This window comes from Caldanaerobacter subterraneus subsp. tengcongensis MB4 (genome assembly GCF_000007085.1).
In the GTDB taxonomy this organism is placed as follows: Bacteria; Bacillota; Thermoanaerobacteria; order Thermoanaerobacterales; family Thermoanaerobacteraceae; genus Thermoanaerobacter; species Thermoanaerobacter subterraneus.
Window position 1 is genome coordinate 2,204,078 of record NC_003869.1, and the last position, 16,474, is coordinate 2,220,551.

Annotated in this window: 13 protein-coding genes; 1 reads left to right on the forward strand and 12 read right to left on the reverse strand. The window is 39.3% G+C overall.

What is annotated here, in order from left to right:
• Positions 1–7: 7 nt before the first annotated feature.
• On the reverse strand, positions 8–1,111 hold the full coding sequence (locus TTE_RS11095) for a PIN/TRAM domain-containing protein (RefSeq protein WP_041587212.1): 1,104 nt from the start codon (positions 1,109–1,111) through the stop codon (positions 8–10).
• A 267-nt stretch (positions 1,112–1,378) separates the two neighbouring features.
• Between TTE_RS11095 and TTE_RS11100 the strand changes: the two genes are divergently transcribed.
• Entirely contained in the window at positions 1,379–1,774 is a 396-nt protein-coding gene (locus TTE_RS11100) for a hypothetical protein (protein ID WP_011026368.1), read from the forward strand.
• A gap of 24 nt (positions 1,775–1,798) precedes the next feature.
• Here the strand turns inward: TTE_RS11100 and radA are convergent, their stop codons facing one another.
• From radA to TTE_RS11155, 11 genes are all read right to left on the reverse strand, one after another.
• Positions 1,799–3,145: a DNA repair protein RadA gene (gene radA, locus TTE_RS11105; RefSeq protein ID WP_009610309.1), complete on the reverse strand. Its 1,347-nt coding sequence runs from the start codon at positions 3,143–3,145 to the stop codon at positions 1,799–1,801.
• 47 nt (positions 3,146–3,192) lie between these two features.
• Positions 3,193–4,458, reverse strand: a complete 1,266-nt coding sequence (locus TTE_RS11110; protein WP_011026370.1) for an Nramp family divalent metal transporter — start codon at positions 4,456–4,458, stop codon at positions 3,193–3,195.
• A gap of 103 nt (positions 4,459–4,561) precedes the next feature.
• Complete coding sequence (locus TTE_RS11115; RefSeq protein ID WP_009610307.1) at positions 4,562–7,012, reverse strand: ATP-dependent Clp protease ATP-binding subunit; 2,451 nt, start codon at positions 7,010–7,012, stop codon at positions 4,562–4,564.
• A gap of 17 nt (positions 7,013–7,029) precedes the next feature.
• On the reverse strand, positions 7,030–8,043 hold the full coding sequence (locus tag TTE_RS11120) for a protein arginine kinase (RefSeq protein ID WP_011026371.1): 1,014 nt from the start codon (positions 8,041–8,043) through the stop codon (positions 7,030–7,032).
• A gap of 8 nt (positions 8,044–8,051) precedes the next feature.
• Positions 8,052–8,567: a UvrB/UvrC motif-containing protein gene (locus TTE_RS11125; RefSeq protein ID WP_011026372.1), complete on the reverse strand. Its 516-nt coding sequence runs from the start codon at positions 8,565–8,567 to the stop codon at positions 8,052–8,054.
• Between the two features lie 13 nt (positions 8,568–8,580).
• Positions 8,581–9,045 carry a CtsR family transcriptional regulator gene (locus TTE_RS11130; RefSeq protein WP_011026373.1) on the reverse strand — a complete coding sequence of 155 codons (465 nt, stop codon included), beginning with the start codon at positions 9,043–9,045 and terminating at the stop codon, positions 8,581–8,583.
• A 169-nt stretch (positions 9,046–9,214) separates the two neighbouring features.
• Entirely contained in the window at positions 9,215–9,406 is a 192-nt protein-coding gene (locus tag TTE_RS11135) for a hypothetical protein (protein WP_011026374.1), read from the reverse strand.
• A gap of 12 nt (positions 9,407–9,418) precedes the next feature.
• Positions 9,419–10,603, reverse strand: a complete 1,185-nt coding sequence (locus TTE_RS11140; protein WP_011026375.1) for an NAD(P)-dependent malic enzyme — start codon at positions 10,601–10,603, stop codon at positions 9,419–9,421.
• A gap of 80 nt (positions 10,604–10,683) precedes the next feature.
• Positions 10,684–12,732 (reverse strand): elongation factor G, encoded by a 2,049-nt coding sequence (gene fusA, locus TTE_RS11145; protein WP_041587213.1) that lies wholly within the window; start codon positions 12,730–12,732, stop codon positions 10,684–10,686.
• Between the two features lie 118 nt (positions 12,733–12,850).
• On the reverse strand, positions 12,851–14,572 hold the full coding sequence (gene ptsP, locus TTE_RS11150; RefSeq protein ID WP_011026377.1) for a phosphoenolpyruvate--protein phosphotransferase: 1,722 nt from the start codon (positions 14,570–14,572) through the stop codon (positions 12,851–12,853).
• 115 nt (positions 14,573–14,687) lie between these two features.
• Positions 14,688–16,349 carry a GGDEF domain-containing protein gene (locus tag TTE_RS11155; RefSeq protein ID WP_011026378.1) on the reverse strand — a complete coding sequence of 554 codons (1,662 nt, stop codon included), beginning with the start codon at positions 16,347–16,349 and terminating at the stop codon, positions 14,688–14,690.
• Between the last annotated feature and the right edge of the window lie 125 nt (positions 16,350–16,474).

Sequence of the window (16,474 nt, forward strand, 5' to 3'; positions counted from 1 at the left end):
CCCTGTGTCAAATCGCTTTTTCCTGTTCTGCCTGCTTTGGCTTTGCAAATATCATTCTTCCTGCAGCAGTCTGCAAAACGCTTGTCACAAGCACCTCAATAGTGCTTCCAATAAATTTTTTCCCTCCGTCCACCACAATCATGGTTCCGTCATCTAGATAACCCACTCCCTGCCCTGCTTCTTTGCCATCTTTTATTATCTGCACCACCATTTCTTCTCCCGGCAGCACAATGGGTTTTACTGCATTGGAAAGCTCATTTATGTTGAGGACAGGTACTCTGTGAAATTCTGCCACTTTGTTTAAATTATAGTCATTTGTGATTATCTTGCCCTTCAGCATCTGAGCTAGTTTCAAAAGCTTTGTATCCACTTCTGTAGCATCTATATGCTTATCCACTATCTCCACTTTTATGTTAAGCTCATTCTGTATCCTATTTAGTACATCCAATCCCCTTCTTCCTCTGTTTCTTTTTAAAGTATCAGAAGAGTCAGCGATGTGCCTCAACTCTTCTAGTACAAAAGACGGTATGATGAGCGGCCCTTCAATGAACCCAGTCTTGCATATATCAAATATCCTCCCATCAATAATGACGCTAGTATCCAAAATTTTGGGTATTCCACCGTATTCATTTTTATTGCCCTTCTGAGACCCCAATTTTTTCATGAAAGAAAAAATATTCAAAAGCTCTTCTTTTTTCTTGAGAGAAATCCTTATCCCCAGGTAACCAAGAAATAAATTCAGCAGTATAGGAACTATTTTCCCAACTATGAAAATCGGATACAAGGGAGCACTCAGCAAATTCGCCACGATAAGGCCTATTATCAAGCCAAAAGCCCCTATCAAAATCTCGTCAATCGGCATATTCTGCAATTTCGCTTCCAGCCACTGCTCAAAGTCTCTTGCCCACTTTATGAAAACAGGTGACACTATATAAAATATAATTCCGACTATAAGAGTTCCTGCCCCATAAATTATCGTGGTAGTCAGGTAAGGCAATTTACTTGGTACAAAACTTTGAAATACGCTTAAACTCAATAGAAATTTTACCAATTCAAAGCCCAACGCTAATCCTAATATACCTATAACTCCTCTTGCAATTTTATAAAACACCATCTCACCTCCTATCCTATATTATTGGCTATTTTTTTAAATATTATAAGCAAATTGGAAGAAAATTTGCCAAAATTTTTACATGAATAATGAAGGGCTTACCTTCAGTATACTACTTATGTGGAGCAATTGTCAATTTATGTGTTAAGATACAAATGATTAAAATTGCAATTAATACTATGAAATGCCATTCTAAATATTGACATGCATCATCTTTGAGTCTATAATAAAATCAAGAAAACCTAAAAAGAACGGGAGTGGACCAAAATGAAAGACATTATTGTAGACGACCTCCAAAACACAGTAGATGAATATCTTTTGCGCCACAGAAGCATAATAGACATTCTCACTAAAATTCAAGAAAGCAGTGCCCGTATAAACAGAGCAGTAGCGAAGTCGGTGACCGAATGCGGTTGCATAAGAATAAATGCCAGCAAGCAGGAAACTCCTCCTGATGCCACTTTAGAGGATGCCCGCAAATATTTTAAAACCCATGTAGAAGGTCAGCTCTGTGAAAATTGCAAAGAAGTGCTGGAAGCTGAAATAGGCAATAACATCTTCTACATAATCGCTTTATGCAATGTATTAGGCCTTAATTTTTACGACATACTCCTTAAAAAGCACAAAGAGCTAAATACTCTAGGAATTTTTAACATGTTATAAGAAGCGCCTTTTAAGGCGCTTTTTTTACAACCCTCTTACAAATTCCATTACCTCTTTTATATCTTTGACCTTTATTACCTCAATCCCTTCTTCTTTGGCTTTCATATGAGGTATAAAAACCTTAGAAAACCCCATCTTTTTAGCTTCGTTGATTCTCTTGTCAATATTGCCAACACCCCTTACTTCTCCAGCTAAACCTACTTCTCCGACGAAACAAACATCCTCTGGCAAAGGGATGTTATAATATCCTGACAAAGAAGCAGCTATTACGCCCAAATCGGCTGCCGGCTCCTGAATTTTTATCCCCCCTGTCACATTTACATACGCATCAAAATTTGAAAAATTAAGCCCCAATCTTTTTTCCATTACCGCAAGAAGCAGAATAAACCTGTTGTAATCAAAACCTGTCGCCATTCTCCTCGGCATACCAAAAGATGTGTAGCTCAAAAGCGCCTGAACTTCCATCAAAATAGGGCGCGTCCCCTGGAGAGAAGACACAATCGCTGTACCGGCAACCCCTTTAGGCCTGCTCATCAGTATAAATTCAGAGGGATTGCGGATTTCCTCAAGCCCTTTATCTTGCATCTCAAAAACTCCTATTTCGTGAGTTGCTCCAAACCTATTTTTAACAGCCCTTAACACTCTAAAAGAATGGCTGGCATCGCCCTCCAAATAGAGAACCGTGTCCACCATGTGTTCAAGAACCTTGGGCCCTGCTATAGCTCCTTCCTTTGTGACATGCCCTATCAAAAAAACGCTTATATTTTTTTCTTTCGCAATAGCCATAAGCTTTTGAGAAGCGTATCTCACCTGAGAAATGCTGCCAGGTATTGTCTCACTTTCCTCTGTGTACATGGTCTGAATAGAATCTACTATCACAAAATCCGGACGTATCTCTTCAATTTTTTCCTCTATCACATCTATATTCGTCTCACACAAAAGGTATAAATCCTGCCTCTCTTTTAAAATTCTATCAGCCCTCAGCTTGATTTGCTGGGGGGATTCCTCACCAGATACATATAACACCGTAAACTTTTCTGAAACATTTCCAGCTACCTGAAGCAAAAGCGTTGACTTCCCTATCCCTGGGTCTCCTCCTATGAGCACCAAGGAACCTCTTACAATGCCGCCCCCTAGTACTCTGTCAAATTCTTCAATACCTGTCTTTATCCTCTCTTCTTCAGAAGATACAACCTCTCTTAACAAGTATAAGTTTTTGCTATTCCTGCTTTTAACCTTTTTTTCTTTGAAATCCCCTACTATCTCTTCATCAAAAGAATTCCAGCTGCCGCAATTAGGGCATCTGCCCAGCCATTTACTGCTCTCAAATCCGCATTCTCTGCATACAAATTTTGTGGTCGACTTCTTCATCTCTCCACCATCTTTCAAAAATGCTTTGCTTGTTTAAATTATACCACTTAAACTTCTCCCTTTAAAGTTAAATAAAGAAGTAACCCGTTCAATATCATCACAAAAGAGGCCACTAACACTCCCATAATCCTCTCCAAAGGCGTATCAGCAAATTCCTTCATAAATTTTTTATTAGAGGTAATAAGAAGGAGAGGGATGATAGCCATAGGCAGTTCAAAACTTAATACCACCTGACTCACTATCAAACTTTTCAACGGATCAATTCCCAGAGCAATTATTGTAATAGCTGGAACCATTGTGACAAGCCTTCTTACATTAAGCGGAATATTAAGACCTACAAATCCTTTCATTATCGTCTGTCCTGCCATAGTCCCTACTGCAGAGGAAGAAAAACCTGACGCCAAAAGAGCAATTCCAAAAGCCCAGCTTGAGAAGACCCCTAACAGCGGTTCCAGCGTTTTATGAGCTTCTTCTATGGATTCAATGACAATACCGTTTTTGTAAAAAACTGCCGCTGACACTATAAGCATTGCTGCATTTATTATAAACGCTGTGTTCATAGCAACAAGTATATCTATTTTCTCCATTTTTAAATGCTCTTTCTTAGCCTGTAGACTGCCATCCTTGTTTCTGTACTGCACTAATTGAGAGTGCAAATATATAACATGAGGCATTACAGTAGCACCCAATATACCTACGGCAATCAGCATAGCGTCTTTATTGGGAATAGAAGGAATGAAAGTATGGTATAAAACTTTGCTCCAATCAGGCCTTGCAATAAAAAGCTCAAAGGCGTAAGCAAGACTTATGACTGCCACTAAACCAAAAATAATACCCTCCACCACTTTCTGCCCATATTTTTCCATGTACACTATTGCAAATGTCACCACTCCTGTCAAGAAAGCAGCATACGTCATGGGAATGTGAAAAAGCAAGTAAAGTCCCATAGTCCCCCCTAAAAATTCTGCAAGGTCTGTAGCCATAGCAGCTAATTCTGCCGTTATCCACAAAAACCAATTCCACTTCCTCGGAAATATTATGCTGCACATCTCTGGCAAATTGTATCCTGTGGCAATACCGAGCTTTGCCGACTGTATCTGCAGAAATATGGCTATGACATTGCTCCAGAGTATGACCCATATCAAGTGATAATCAAAAAGAGAACCTCCGCTTATGTTTGTCGCAAAATTCCCCGGGTCAACATAGGCAACGCTCACAATAAAAGCGGGTCCTAAATATTTTAGAAATTTTTTTAACTCTATTCCCAAATACAAATTTTTTCTTCTTTGAGACGCAATTTCCCTCGTCTCCAACAAAATCCCCCCTCATCTTAAAAAACACACCAGCTCACTTTACTAACAATATGTGCTTTTATTTGTCCTTGTGCAAAAAAATAAAAAAGGCCTAGCCAGTCGGCTAAGCCTTTTGAACCACATCCTTTTTGACAAACTTTATCTTTCCATCTTCAGCTGTGACGATGAGCTCATCACCTGGTTTGACTTCTCCCTGAAGCATCAATTCAGACAGCTGATTTTCTACAATCCTCTGTATAACCCGTCTCAAAGGTCTTGCGCCGTAGTTGGGGTCGTAACCTTGTTTGATGATTTCTTCTTTAGCTTCCGGAGTAAACTCTAGCTTAATGTTGTTTTCCTCTAACCTCTTATTCAATTCCTTTATCATTATGTCGGCAATCTTCTCAATGTGCTCTTTAGAAAGCGGATGGAAGACAATTATTTCGTCTACCCTGTTTAAAAACTCTGGTCTGAAGGTTTTTCTAAGCTCTGCCATCAATGTCTCTTTGATCTTCTCAAAAGAAGCCTTGTCCTCTTTTTCCTGTGGCATAAATCCAAGTGTAGTCTGCTTCTTCAATAGTTCTGCACCGACATTTGATGTCATGATTATAACTGTGTTTTTGAAATCTACAGTCCTTCCCTTAGAGTCAGTCAACCTTCCGTCTTCAAGTATCTGGAGGAGAATGTTGAAAACATCTGGATGCGCTTTTTCAATCTCGTCCAAGAGTATCACTGAATAAGGTCTCCTTCTTACTTTTTCTGTAAGCTGTCCTCCTTCTTCAAAGCCCACATAACCTGGAGGAGAGCCTATGAGTTTTGAAACTGTATGCCTTTCCATGTATTCTGACATATCTAATCTTATCATGGCATTTTCATCGCCAAACAGAGCTTCTGCTAAAGCCTTACTGAGCTCCGTCTTACCAACACCTGTAGGTCCTAAGAATATGAAGGACCCTATCGGCCTTTTTGGATCTTTTAACCCTACTCTTGCCCTTCTTATAGCCTTTGCCACTGCCTCTACTGCTTCGTCCTGTCCGATTACTCTTTCATGCAGTATTTCTTCCAAGTGTAAGAGTCTCTCTGACTCTTCTTCTGCTAGCTTCTTCACAGGTATTCCAGTCCACATGGATACGACTTGGGCTATTTCTTCTGGACCAACGCTCTTTTCTTCAGAGAGAGAATTCTGCTGCCATTTAGCTTTTAATTCCTCCAGCTGTTCTCTCAATTTCTGTTCTTCGTCCCTTATTTTAGCAGCTTTTTCATATTCCTGAGTCCTTATAGCTTCTTCTTTTTCCTTTATGAGGTCGTTAATCTTGTCCTCCAATTCTTTTATCTCAGGAGGAGCAGTGACGGTTTTTAATCTCACTCGAGAGGCAGCTTCATCTATCAAATCAATCGCCTTATCTGGAAGGAACCTGTCTGTGATGTACCTGTGAGAAAGCTTTGCTGCTGCTTCCAATGCCTCATCAGTAATTTTAACTCTGTGGTGAGCTTCATATTTGTCTCTTAGCCCTTTTAGTATTTCAATCGTCTCTTCTACAGTAGGCTCTTCTACCATTATGGGTTGGAATCTTCTTTCTAAAGCCGGGTCTCTTTCCACATATTTTCTGTATTCATCCAATGTGGTAGCACCAATTACCTGAATTTCTCCTCTTGCCAGAGCAGGCTTTAAGATGTTGGAAGCATCTATTGCACCTTCAGCAGCTCCAGCACCTATTAATGTGTGCATCTCATCTACAAAAAGTATAACATTTCCTGCCTTTATTACCTCATTTATTACAGTTTTTAATCTATCTTCAAATTCTCCTCTGTATTTAGTTCCAGCAACCAGTGAAGCTAAATCTAGGGTAACCACTCTTTTATCCTTTAATATCTCAGGAACTTCACCCTCGACAATTTTTTGAGCCAGTCCTTCTACGATGGCAGTTTTACCAACTCCCGGCTCTCCTATGAGCACAGGATTGTTTTTTGTCCTCCTGCTCAAAATCTGTATTACCCTTTCAATTTCCTTCTCTCTTCCTATCACAGGGTCAAGTTTTCCGTCTCTTGCAAGGTCAGTCAAGTCTCTTCCAAACTGATTGAGAGTAGGAGTATTGGTGTTTTTAGCTTTTGAAACTTTAGAAGGCCCAGCTGCTGGTTCCTCGCTTAGCATTTTTACAATCTCTTCTCTCACTCTGTTAAAATCTATTCCCTGCTCCATTAAAATCCTTACGGCAACTCCTTCTCCTTCTCTTAAAAGCCCAAGCAAAATGTGCTCTGTGCCCACATAGCTTGTGTTAAATCTCCTGGCTTCACTCAAGCTAAGTTCCAGAACCCTTTTAGCTCTCGGCGTATAGCCTACTACATCTCCAGGAATGTTCCCCATTCCAATTAAAGAAAGGACTTTTTCTCTTGTAGCCTCATAAGTCACTCCCAATTTTTTTAAAACTCTTGCTGCAATCCCTTCGTCCTCTTTAAGTAAACCTAATAGGATGTGCTCTGTTCCAACATAGTTATGGTAAAAAGACCTTGCTTCCTCTTGAGCTAGATAAAGAGCCTTTTGAGCCCTTTCTGTAAACCTGCCAAACATGGCCATATTAACACCTCCCGAAATTATTCTTTTTTATTTAACTGAGTGGACACATATTCAGCTCTTTTCACATCCCTCTCATAAGGGTTAAGTTGCATGCCGTAAATCTTCTGGAGATTAGCAGGCTGTATTTGAGTGGTGAGTCTGTCGAGTTTATCAAGGTCCACACTTAATATTCCCAAAACAATCCCAAGCCTTACGTCAGACATCAAAGTCATGTACTCTTTGGTGGACATCACTTTGGCATGAGACAAGATACCAAATGCTCTTCCTACTCTGTCCTCTATCTGAACTCTTTGTTTTTTGTAAAGTTCCTCCCTTGCTCTTCTTTCGCTTGAAATTATCTGTTTAGCAACTCCTTCGATATTTTCTATTATCTCTTTTTCACTCTGCCCCAAAGTTACCTGATTGGAAATCTGGTATATATCTCCTAAAGCTTGAGTGCCTTCTCCGTATATACCCCTTACTGCCATCCCTATTTTAGAAACAGAATTTAGAATATTGCTTATCTGCCCGGTTATTGTTAAAGCTGGAAGATGTACCATAACTGAAGCTCTTATCCCTGTGCCGACATTTGTAGGGCATGAAGTTAAGTATCCTATCTTTTCGTCGTAAGCATAGTCAATCGTCTCTTCAATTAAATCATCAATTTTGTCAGCCATATCCCAGCTCTCATCAAGCTTCAAACCCGGCAGAATGCATTGTATCCTCAAATGGTCTTCTTCATTTACCATGATGCTCACAGTATTATCGTCTTTTATAAGAGCATATCCGGTTTTTATATTTTGAGAAAGGTCAGGGCTTATAAGGTGTTTTTCAACCAATGCCTGCCTGTCTAAAGGGGTCAACTTTTTCATCTCATACTCCGTAAATTGGGTGGATAGGATAGTATTGCTGCCTAGAATTGCCTTCCTGGCGAGCTCAATGACTTTTTTGCCTTGTTCTTCAGTCATGACAGTTGGAAAAGGAATGTCTTTTACATTGCGAGCCAACCTAATTCGACTGGATAACACTACGTCTTTATCATATTGTAGCATGTTCTCACCTACTTTCCTAGTTCTTTTTCCAGTTCTCTTATTTTATCTCTGAGCTCTGCCGCTTTTTCATAAGCTTCTTCTTTTATGGCTTTTTCAAGCTGCTGCCTTAATTCCTCAATCTGCCTCTTTACTCTCATCTTACCGCCGGCTTTTTTAGGAATTTTCCCTCTGTGTTCAGTGCTACCGTGTATTCTGCGTATAAGAGGATTTAATTCTTCTGCAAAAGCTGTGTAACAATGGCTGCATCCAAGTCTCCCAATCCTTTTAAAATCCTCGTAAGTCATTCCGCAGTAGTTACACTTCAAGGGCTTTTTCGTAAAATCCTCTATTCCGGGCAGAAAATCCATCAACCCGGAGAGGAGGTTTTGCACTGAAAACGGAGTAAAGCTGGAGAAGACTTCTGTATTCAAAATTCCCTCTTCAGCAGCACATTGGTCACAAAGATGCATTTCTGTCTTTACGCCATTTACTATCTTAGTATAGTGAACAGTAGCAGGCCTTATCTTGCATTTATCGCACATCATAAGAATCCCTCCTCTACTTGTGGCGGGCAACTTCCATTAAAAAGGCCTTTAAAAGTATTGCCCTTAAGGCGTTCTTCTCTTCCTGCGAAAAAGGAAGAATTTTATCATTCATTACAGCTTTCATTAAACTAGCCTCTCTGGCCGTTATGAAATTGTGGTCCAGCAGTGCATCAATATAATACTTGGCTTTGCTCTCAGAAATGCTATCTCCTACATTTTCTATAACCTGATTTATCCAGTTATTTGAAACAGAAGCTTTGTAGATTTTGATGTATCCGCCGCCACCTCTTTTGCTCTCTATGATGTAGCCTTTGTCTATAGTAAAGCGCGTTTCCAGTACATAATTTATTTGAGATGGCGCACAATTGAACACATTTGCCAATTCATTCCTCTGAATTTCCACATAATGCTTCCCTGCTTCCTCCATCAACTCTTTAATGAAATTTTCAATCAAGTCACTAAGCCTCGCCATCCCCATCACCACATTTCCTGCGTATTTTACTTTGACTTTCTTTGACTTTCACTTATATTTTTTCACTTTTCCTCTCCCCCGTCAATTTCTTTTTTGGCTTAAAACAAGCCATTTTTGCTAGTATTTTCATCGAATAATAAAAATATCTCTTTCATTCTAAAATTTTCTTCAATTTTCATTCATTTTCATAGTTTTCTTCCCTTTCATCCAAGGTTTCCTGCACCTCTTCCTGGTTTAGGAGGTTAGAAAAATTGCTTTTATTCTTAAATGCCTTTTTATTCGAAACTTCATATACTTCTTCTTCAAAAAAACCTGAGCGAAGGGATTTGTAAAGTTTGCCTTTAAAAAATTTTTGACCTTTCTTCATACCACAACACCTCTAATCAAATTTAGTAATTCTAGAAACACCTGTATTAATTGCTTCTTTTGCAACAGCATAAGCCACATTCTCAGCTACCCTTTTATCAAAAGGCTTCGGTAGTATGTATTCACTCGAAAGTTCCTCTTCTGAGATAGTATTAGCTATAGCATACGCTGCTGCAAGTTTCATCCTTTCGTTTATAGTAGTCGCCCTTACCCTCAAAGCACCTTTAAAAACTCCTGGAAAAGCCAGCACATTATTGACCTGGTTAGGAAAGTCAGACCTGCCCGTCCCCACCACATAAGCTCCCGCTTCTTTTGCCTCTTCAGGGTGTATTTCGGGAACTGGATTAGCCAGTGCAAAGACAATAGGTTTTTTAGCCATCTTTTTTACCATTTCCTTTGTCAAGAGATTAGGTCCTGATACTCCTATGAAAACATCAGCACCTTCTAAAGCCTCCTTCAATGTCCCTTTAATTTTCTTTTTATTGGTAATTTTAGCAATCTTTTGTTTTGAAGAATCCAGGTCTTTTCTTCCTTCATATATGATGCCACTTCTGTCGCAAACTATTACATCTTTTACCCCAGCATTAACTAAAAATTTAGAAATAGCAACACCTGCCGCTCCAGCTCCATTCACTACCGCAACAATTTCATAAAGAGACTTTTTTACAATTTTTAAGGCATTTACTAAAGCTGCGAAAGTCACTATAGCTGTCCCATGTTGATCGTCGTGAAATACAGGTATATCCAGCATTTCATCGAGTCTTTTCTCTATTTCAAAACAACGAGGAGCAGAAATATCCTCAAGGTTAATTCCTCCAAAAGTAGGAGCGATATTTAGCACTGTTCTTATGATTTCATCTACATCTTGCGTCGCAAGGCATATTGGAATAGCATCAATACCGCCAAATTCCTTAAACAAAACTGCTTTCCCTTCCATGACAGGGAGCGCCGCGTAAGGTCCAATATTGCCAAGCCCTAGCACCGCAGAACCATCTGTAACTACTGCTACCATGTGTCCTTTCACAGTATATTCATAGACCAGGTCTTTATCCTTTTCAATTTCTTTACACGGCTCTGCTACATAAGGAGTATAAGCTAAAGAAAGGTCTTCCTCATTTTTTACAGGTACTTTACTTACAACTTCTATTTTCCCTTTATTTTCTCTATGAAGTTTTAATGCTTCTTTTTTAAGATCCATAAAATCCTCCTTAATAAAAAGGGTTTTCTTATATTATACCTTATTTCCCCTCAAGAAAAAAGAAGCCTGCTTAAGCAGGCTTAGCCTTCTTCTTTTTCTTTTAATTTTTTCCTTTCCTCTATTATTTTCTGAGCAACGTTAGGCGGAGCCTCTTCATAGCGCGCAAAACTCATTCTAAAATCTCCTCTTGCTTGTGTCAAAGACCGTAAATCCGTCGCATACCTATTCATTTCTGCCAAAGGCACTTCTGCTGTAATTATCTCCATTCCTCCATGGGCTTCCATTCCAAGTATTCTTCCCCTTCTCTTGTTCAGGTCCCCTATGATGTCTCCCATATATTCTTCAGGCACTATCACCTCGACTCTCATGATGGGCTCTAAAAGCACTGGATTTGCTTGTTCCATACCTTTTTTAAACGCAATGGAGGCTGCAATCTTAAAAGCCAACTCTGAAGAGTCTACTGGATGATAAGACCCATCCACCAGTGTAGCTTTAATATTCACAACAGGGTATCTAGCCAGCACTCCTTCTCTCATGCTCTCCCTCAAACCCTTTTCTACCGCTGGGATGTACTGCTTGGGAACCGCTCCGCCAAAAATCTTGTCCTCAAATTCAAATTCGCTGTTGGGATTAGGCTCAAACTCTATCCACACATGGCCGTACTGACCGTGTCCACCTGTCTGTTTCTTGTGCTTTCCTTCAACTTTGACTTTCCCTTTAATAGTCTCCCTATATGGAACAATGGGGTCAGAAAGAGTGCATTCTACACCGAACTTGCTCATGAGCTTTTTGGAAATCACTTCAATGTGCTGTTCACCCATGCCATAAACTATCACTTGCCCTGTCTCCAGATTTTTCTCTACTTTAAAAGTGGGGTCCTCCTCCTGTAATCTCTGAAGCCCATTGCTTATTTTCTCTTCATCTCCCTTGGACTTTGGTTCAATTGCTAAAGCCAGATTAGGGACGGGAAATTCGATGGAAGGGAGAACCATAGGATTAGATGGGTCGCACAAAGTATCTCCTGTGAGAGTGACCTGTAGCTTTGAGACTGCTCCTATATCTCCAGCAACTATTTGAGAAGCAGGTATTTGCTTTTTACCTCTTAAAAAGAATATCTGTGAAATTTTTTCTTGAGCTTTTTTATTAGAATTAAAAAGGACTGTATCTGGCTTCAAAACCCCAGAAATCACTTTAAATATTGAAAGCCTGCCCACATAAGGGTCTGCTATTGTTTTGAAAACTACTAAAGAGAGAGGGCCATCCTCTTTAACTTTCTCCCCTTCTCTTTCTATCTCCAAAGGCGATGGCAGAAACTCCACTATTGCATTGAGCAAATTATCTACACCTATGTTCTTAAGGCTAGAACCGCAGAGTACAGGCATCAAATCTCCCATTTTAATACCAGCTTTAATCCCTTCTTTTATTTCTTCCAAAGTGAATTCTTCGCCGTTAAAATACTTTTCCATCAAAGTTTCATCGTTTTCAGCAACGCTTTCAATTAATTCTTCTCTGGCAGACAGCACTTTATCCATTAAGTCAGCAGGTATTTCCGCCTCTTTTACCCCTTTCTCGTCGTAAACGTATGCCTTCTGAGTAATAACGTCAACATATCCTGTAAAGCTTTGCTCTTTCCCTATAGGAAACGCCAGAGGAATTACTTTGTTCCCAAATTTCTCTCTCAACTGGTCTAGAGTCTTGAAAAAATCCGCATTTTCTCTATCCATCTTGTTTACAAAAAACATGATAGGCAATTTGCTCTTTTTGGCCAGGTCAAAAACTTTTTCTGTTCCAACTTCTACTCCTGATGCAGCGCACACAGGTATCACTACGCTGTCTGAAACCCTCAAACCGCTCATCACTTCCCCGTAGAAGTCAAAATATCCCGGCATGTCTAATATATTAATTTTACAGTCTTTCCACTCAATGGGAATTACAGAAGTAGAAATAGAAATTTGCCTTGCAATCTCCTCCGGGTCGTAATCGGAAACCGTTGTGCCATTCTCTACTCTTCCCATTCTATCGATGGCCTTTGTGGTAAAAAGAAGTGCTTCTGCCAGTGTAGTTTTTCCAGCTCCCCCATGGGAAACTAATCCTACATTCCTTATTTGGCTAGTTTTGTAATCCTTCATAATTATCCCCCTGTTCTTTAGCAAATAGTCTTTAATATTTATTATTCTATACATTTTGAGATTTTCCTTTATTTTTTTGATAATTTTTTAATAAAAAATCTCTGGCAGAGCCAGAGACTTAGCCAATATCTTTTATCACGTCCTTCATCATTTTTTCTATCTCTCTCGCTTCCGACATGTTTAAGGCTTTTTCTGCAATTTCTTTCGCTTTTTCATACTCCACATTTCTTATTATGTTCTTAATCTCCGGTATGGAAGTTGCGCTCATGGAAAATTCATCAAGGCCTAATCCCAAAAGAATGACAGCCGCAAGAGGGTCTCCTGCCATTTCCCCGCACATAGCGGCAAACTTCCCTTCTTTATGGGCAGCGTCAATCACCATTTTTACAAGTCGCAAAATAGCCGGATGGAAGGGCTGATAGTATTCTTTTACATGTTCGTTCATCCTGTCTACCGCAAGCGTATACTGCGTCAGGTCATTAGTCCCTATGCTAAAGAAATCTACCTCCTTAGCAAGAATATCTGCCGTCACAGCCGCAGAAGGAATTTCTACCATTATGCCCACTTTTATCTCCTTATCGTATTTTACTCCTTCTCTATCAAGCTCAGCTTTTACCTCTTCTAAAATAGAGTTCGCTTTTCTCACTTCCTCTACAGACGAAATCATGGGATACATTATCTGTACATTTCCGTAAGCGCTTGCTCTTAAAATAGCCCTTAATTGAGTCTTGAAAATATCCGGTCTATCCAAACAAAGCCTTATAGCCCTGTATCCCAAAAAAGGATTCATCTCTTTTGGCATATCAAGGTAAGGAAGCTCTTTGTCTCCTCCTATGTCCAGTGTCCTTATAGTGACAGGCCTCCCTCCCATTTTTTCTACAACTTCCTTATAAGCTTCAAATTGCTCTTCTTCACTAGGGAGGCTATTTCTGTCCATGTACAAAAATTCTGTCCTAAAAAGCCCTACTCCCTCTGCTCCATTAGCTAACGCTGAGGCTACATCTTTGGGAGTCCCTATATTTGCTGCCAACATGACTTTCTTTCCATCGGGTGTTTCTGCAGGCAAATCTTTTAACTGCTTTAATCCTTCCACCTTTTTCTCATAGCTCTCTTTTTTGCTTTTGTAGTCCTCTACAGTCTTTTCATCAGGATTTACAATTACAATCCCTTCTAATCCGTCTACTATAACGAGGTCCCCGGCTTTGACCTGAGAAGTCACATTGCCTAAGCCCACAACTGCAGGGATTTCCAAAGAGCGAGCCATTATAGCTGTATGTGAAGTCCTTCCTCCCACGTCTGTAGCAAACCCTAAAACCATTTCTTTCTTCATAGTAGCTGTATCTGAAGGAGTAAGGTCTCTCGCAATGACCACAACCTCTTCTTCAAGGTCAGAAAGATTGACACTTTTTACCCCCAATAAATTTTCTATTATGCGATTGCCCACATCCCTTAAATCAACAGCTCTCTCTTTCAAATATTCGTCATTCAAACTTTCCATCACAGAAGCATTTTGCTCTATAACCTTATTAACTGCGTTATCAGCTGTTACAAGTTCTGTTTTAATCATGTTTTCTACCCCTTCAATAAGTTCGGGGTCACTTGCCAGCATCAAATGTGCTTCAAAAATTTCTGCTTTTTCTTTTCCAAATTCTTTCAAAGCTTTTTCCTTGATTTTCTCTATCTCCTCCTGTGTAACTTCCAAAGCCTTTCTAAATTTCGCAATTTCCTCTTCCACTTTCGATTCTTCAATTTTTTCTACATTTATTGTCACTTTTTCTTTGGTATACAAAAAAGCTTTGCCTATAGCTATTCCAGGCGATGCCGCAACTCCTTTTAACATTTGAAAAAACCTCCCCGAAATTAGTTCTAAGGTTTATTATAGCACAGTTTTCACTTCAATGCGAAACTTTTGCACAAAGGTAAAATAAAAAAGCCAAGAAAAAATTCCCTGGCCTCTAGACTTCATATATGGCAATTTTATTTCTGCCCTTGCTTTTTCCTCCCGCGTATAAAGCTCTATCTGCATGGCTTACAAGCTTTTCTGCAGAATCAGCTTTACTCGGGTAATCAGCAACTCCACCTGTTATTGTAACGTATATGTCTCCTTTTTCAGTTTTTATAGGCTTGGAAGAAACCTCTGTCCTGATTCTTTCTGCAATCATATAGGCTTGCTCTGCTGTAAGCTTTGGCAAAATCACAGCAAATTCTTCTCCGCCAAATCTCGCTACAATGTCATTGCTCCTCACATTGTTTTTTATGCGCCTTGCCACTTCTTTTAACACCTCATCGCCAATCAAATGCCCGTATGTGTCGTTTATCTGCTTAAAATTGTCCAAATCAAACATTATAAGGCTTACAGGCTCATTGTTTTCATCTGCCCTCATTATATTTTCCATAAGAGCGTCGTTAAAGTAGCGCCTGTTATAAGTTTTTGTAAGGGGATCAGTTATAGACTTTCTCGTTACTTCGTAATACTTTTTAGCGTTTGTTATTGCGACAGAAGCCTGATCTACAATGATTTCTATAATTCTTACTGAATCGTCATCAAATGCATTCGTTTCAACATGCAATATCAAAAGGCATCCTATAGGTACTCCAGAACTTCTTAACGGTGCAGCAATCAAGCTTCCGTAATTGGCAAAAATCTTTTCTCTATCTAGGCTTCTATCTTCTTTTAAATTCTTTATGGCAACTATCTTATTAGAAGATATTACTTTGCCTATCAAGCCCTCTCCTTTGAAATAGCTCTCTCTAAACCCTTCTTTCCCTTTACCGCCAACAGCTTTGACTAAAGTAGCAATTCCGTTAGAATCTGTGAGGTATATAGCTGCTGCGGAAACAGCTACAACTTGAGATATAACTTCTACGATAGTATCTAATATCTGGTCCAGCTCCAGCTTTGAATTTATCATTTTTACCATTTCGTATATGGCATTCAGCCTTTTATTTGCCTTAACTAAATCTCTAACCATTCTGAATACATAAGCTATAAATACGAGGGGCGTAAGGGACAATACAAAGAACATTAAGCTGTGTTTAAAATACACATATGCAAGCAACATAGCTGCTGGCACCATTAACACATATGTGCCAAGTTCTAAAAGTACACTCTCATTCCAGTACTCTTTGAACAATATTTTCCCCTGCACCTTAAGAGCATAATAGAGTATAAAATTGTTTATCAAAAAGCTCACAATCACGTAAACTAAAATGTACTTAACCTGTGCAATAGAAATTTCGCCTATTTTTCCCCCCATGAATTCATACAACCATCCTGCAGGAAGGTAAGACAGCGCAAACATCGCTCCATTTAAAAAGCCATTTTTTATCTTCCTTCTCATTACGATGGTATCAAACATTACAGATGTCACCATCAAAGTAGCCGCACCCACTGTACCAAAAATCAAAAAGGCTGCAATTCCAACACTTGGGCTTAAAGACAGCTTAATATCTGTGTACATTATGCCAAGATTGTCTAAAATTATAGCAAATAAGAGCAGTATCAAAAAAAGTCTAAAATCTATCCCTAATCCATAGTGATAAAGCGCAAATGCAAAAACCAACCCACCTGTGGCAATTAGAGCAGTATTGAAAAGGTACTCTCTGTACTTTCCCATACTAATCCCCTCGTTTTTCCGAATTATATAAGTATTCTACATTTATTTTAAAAATCCTTCTTACGCTTACAATTGTTTACGACATCTGTCACAGGAAATTGTACCACAAATACCCATCGCAATAT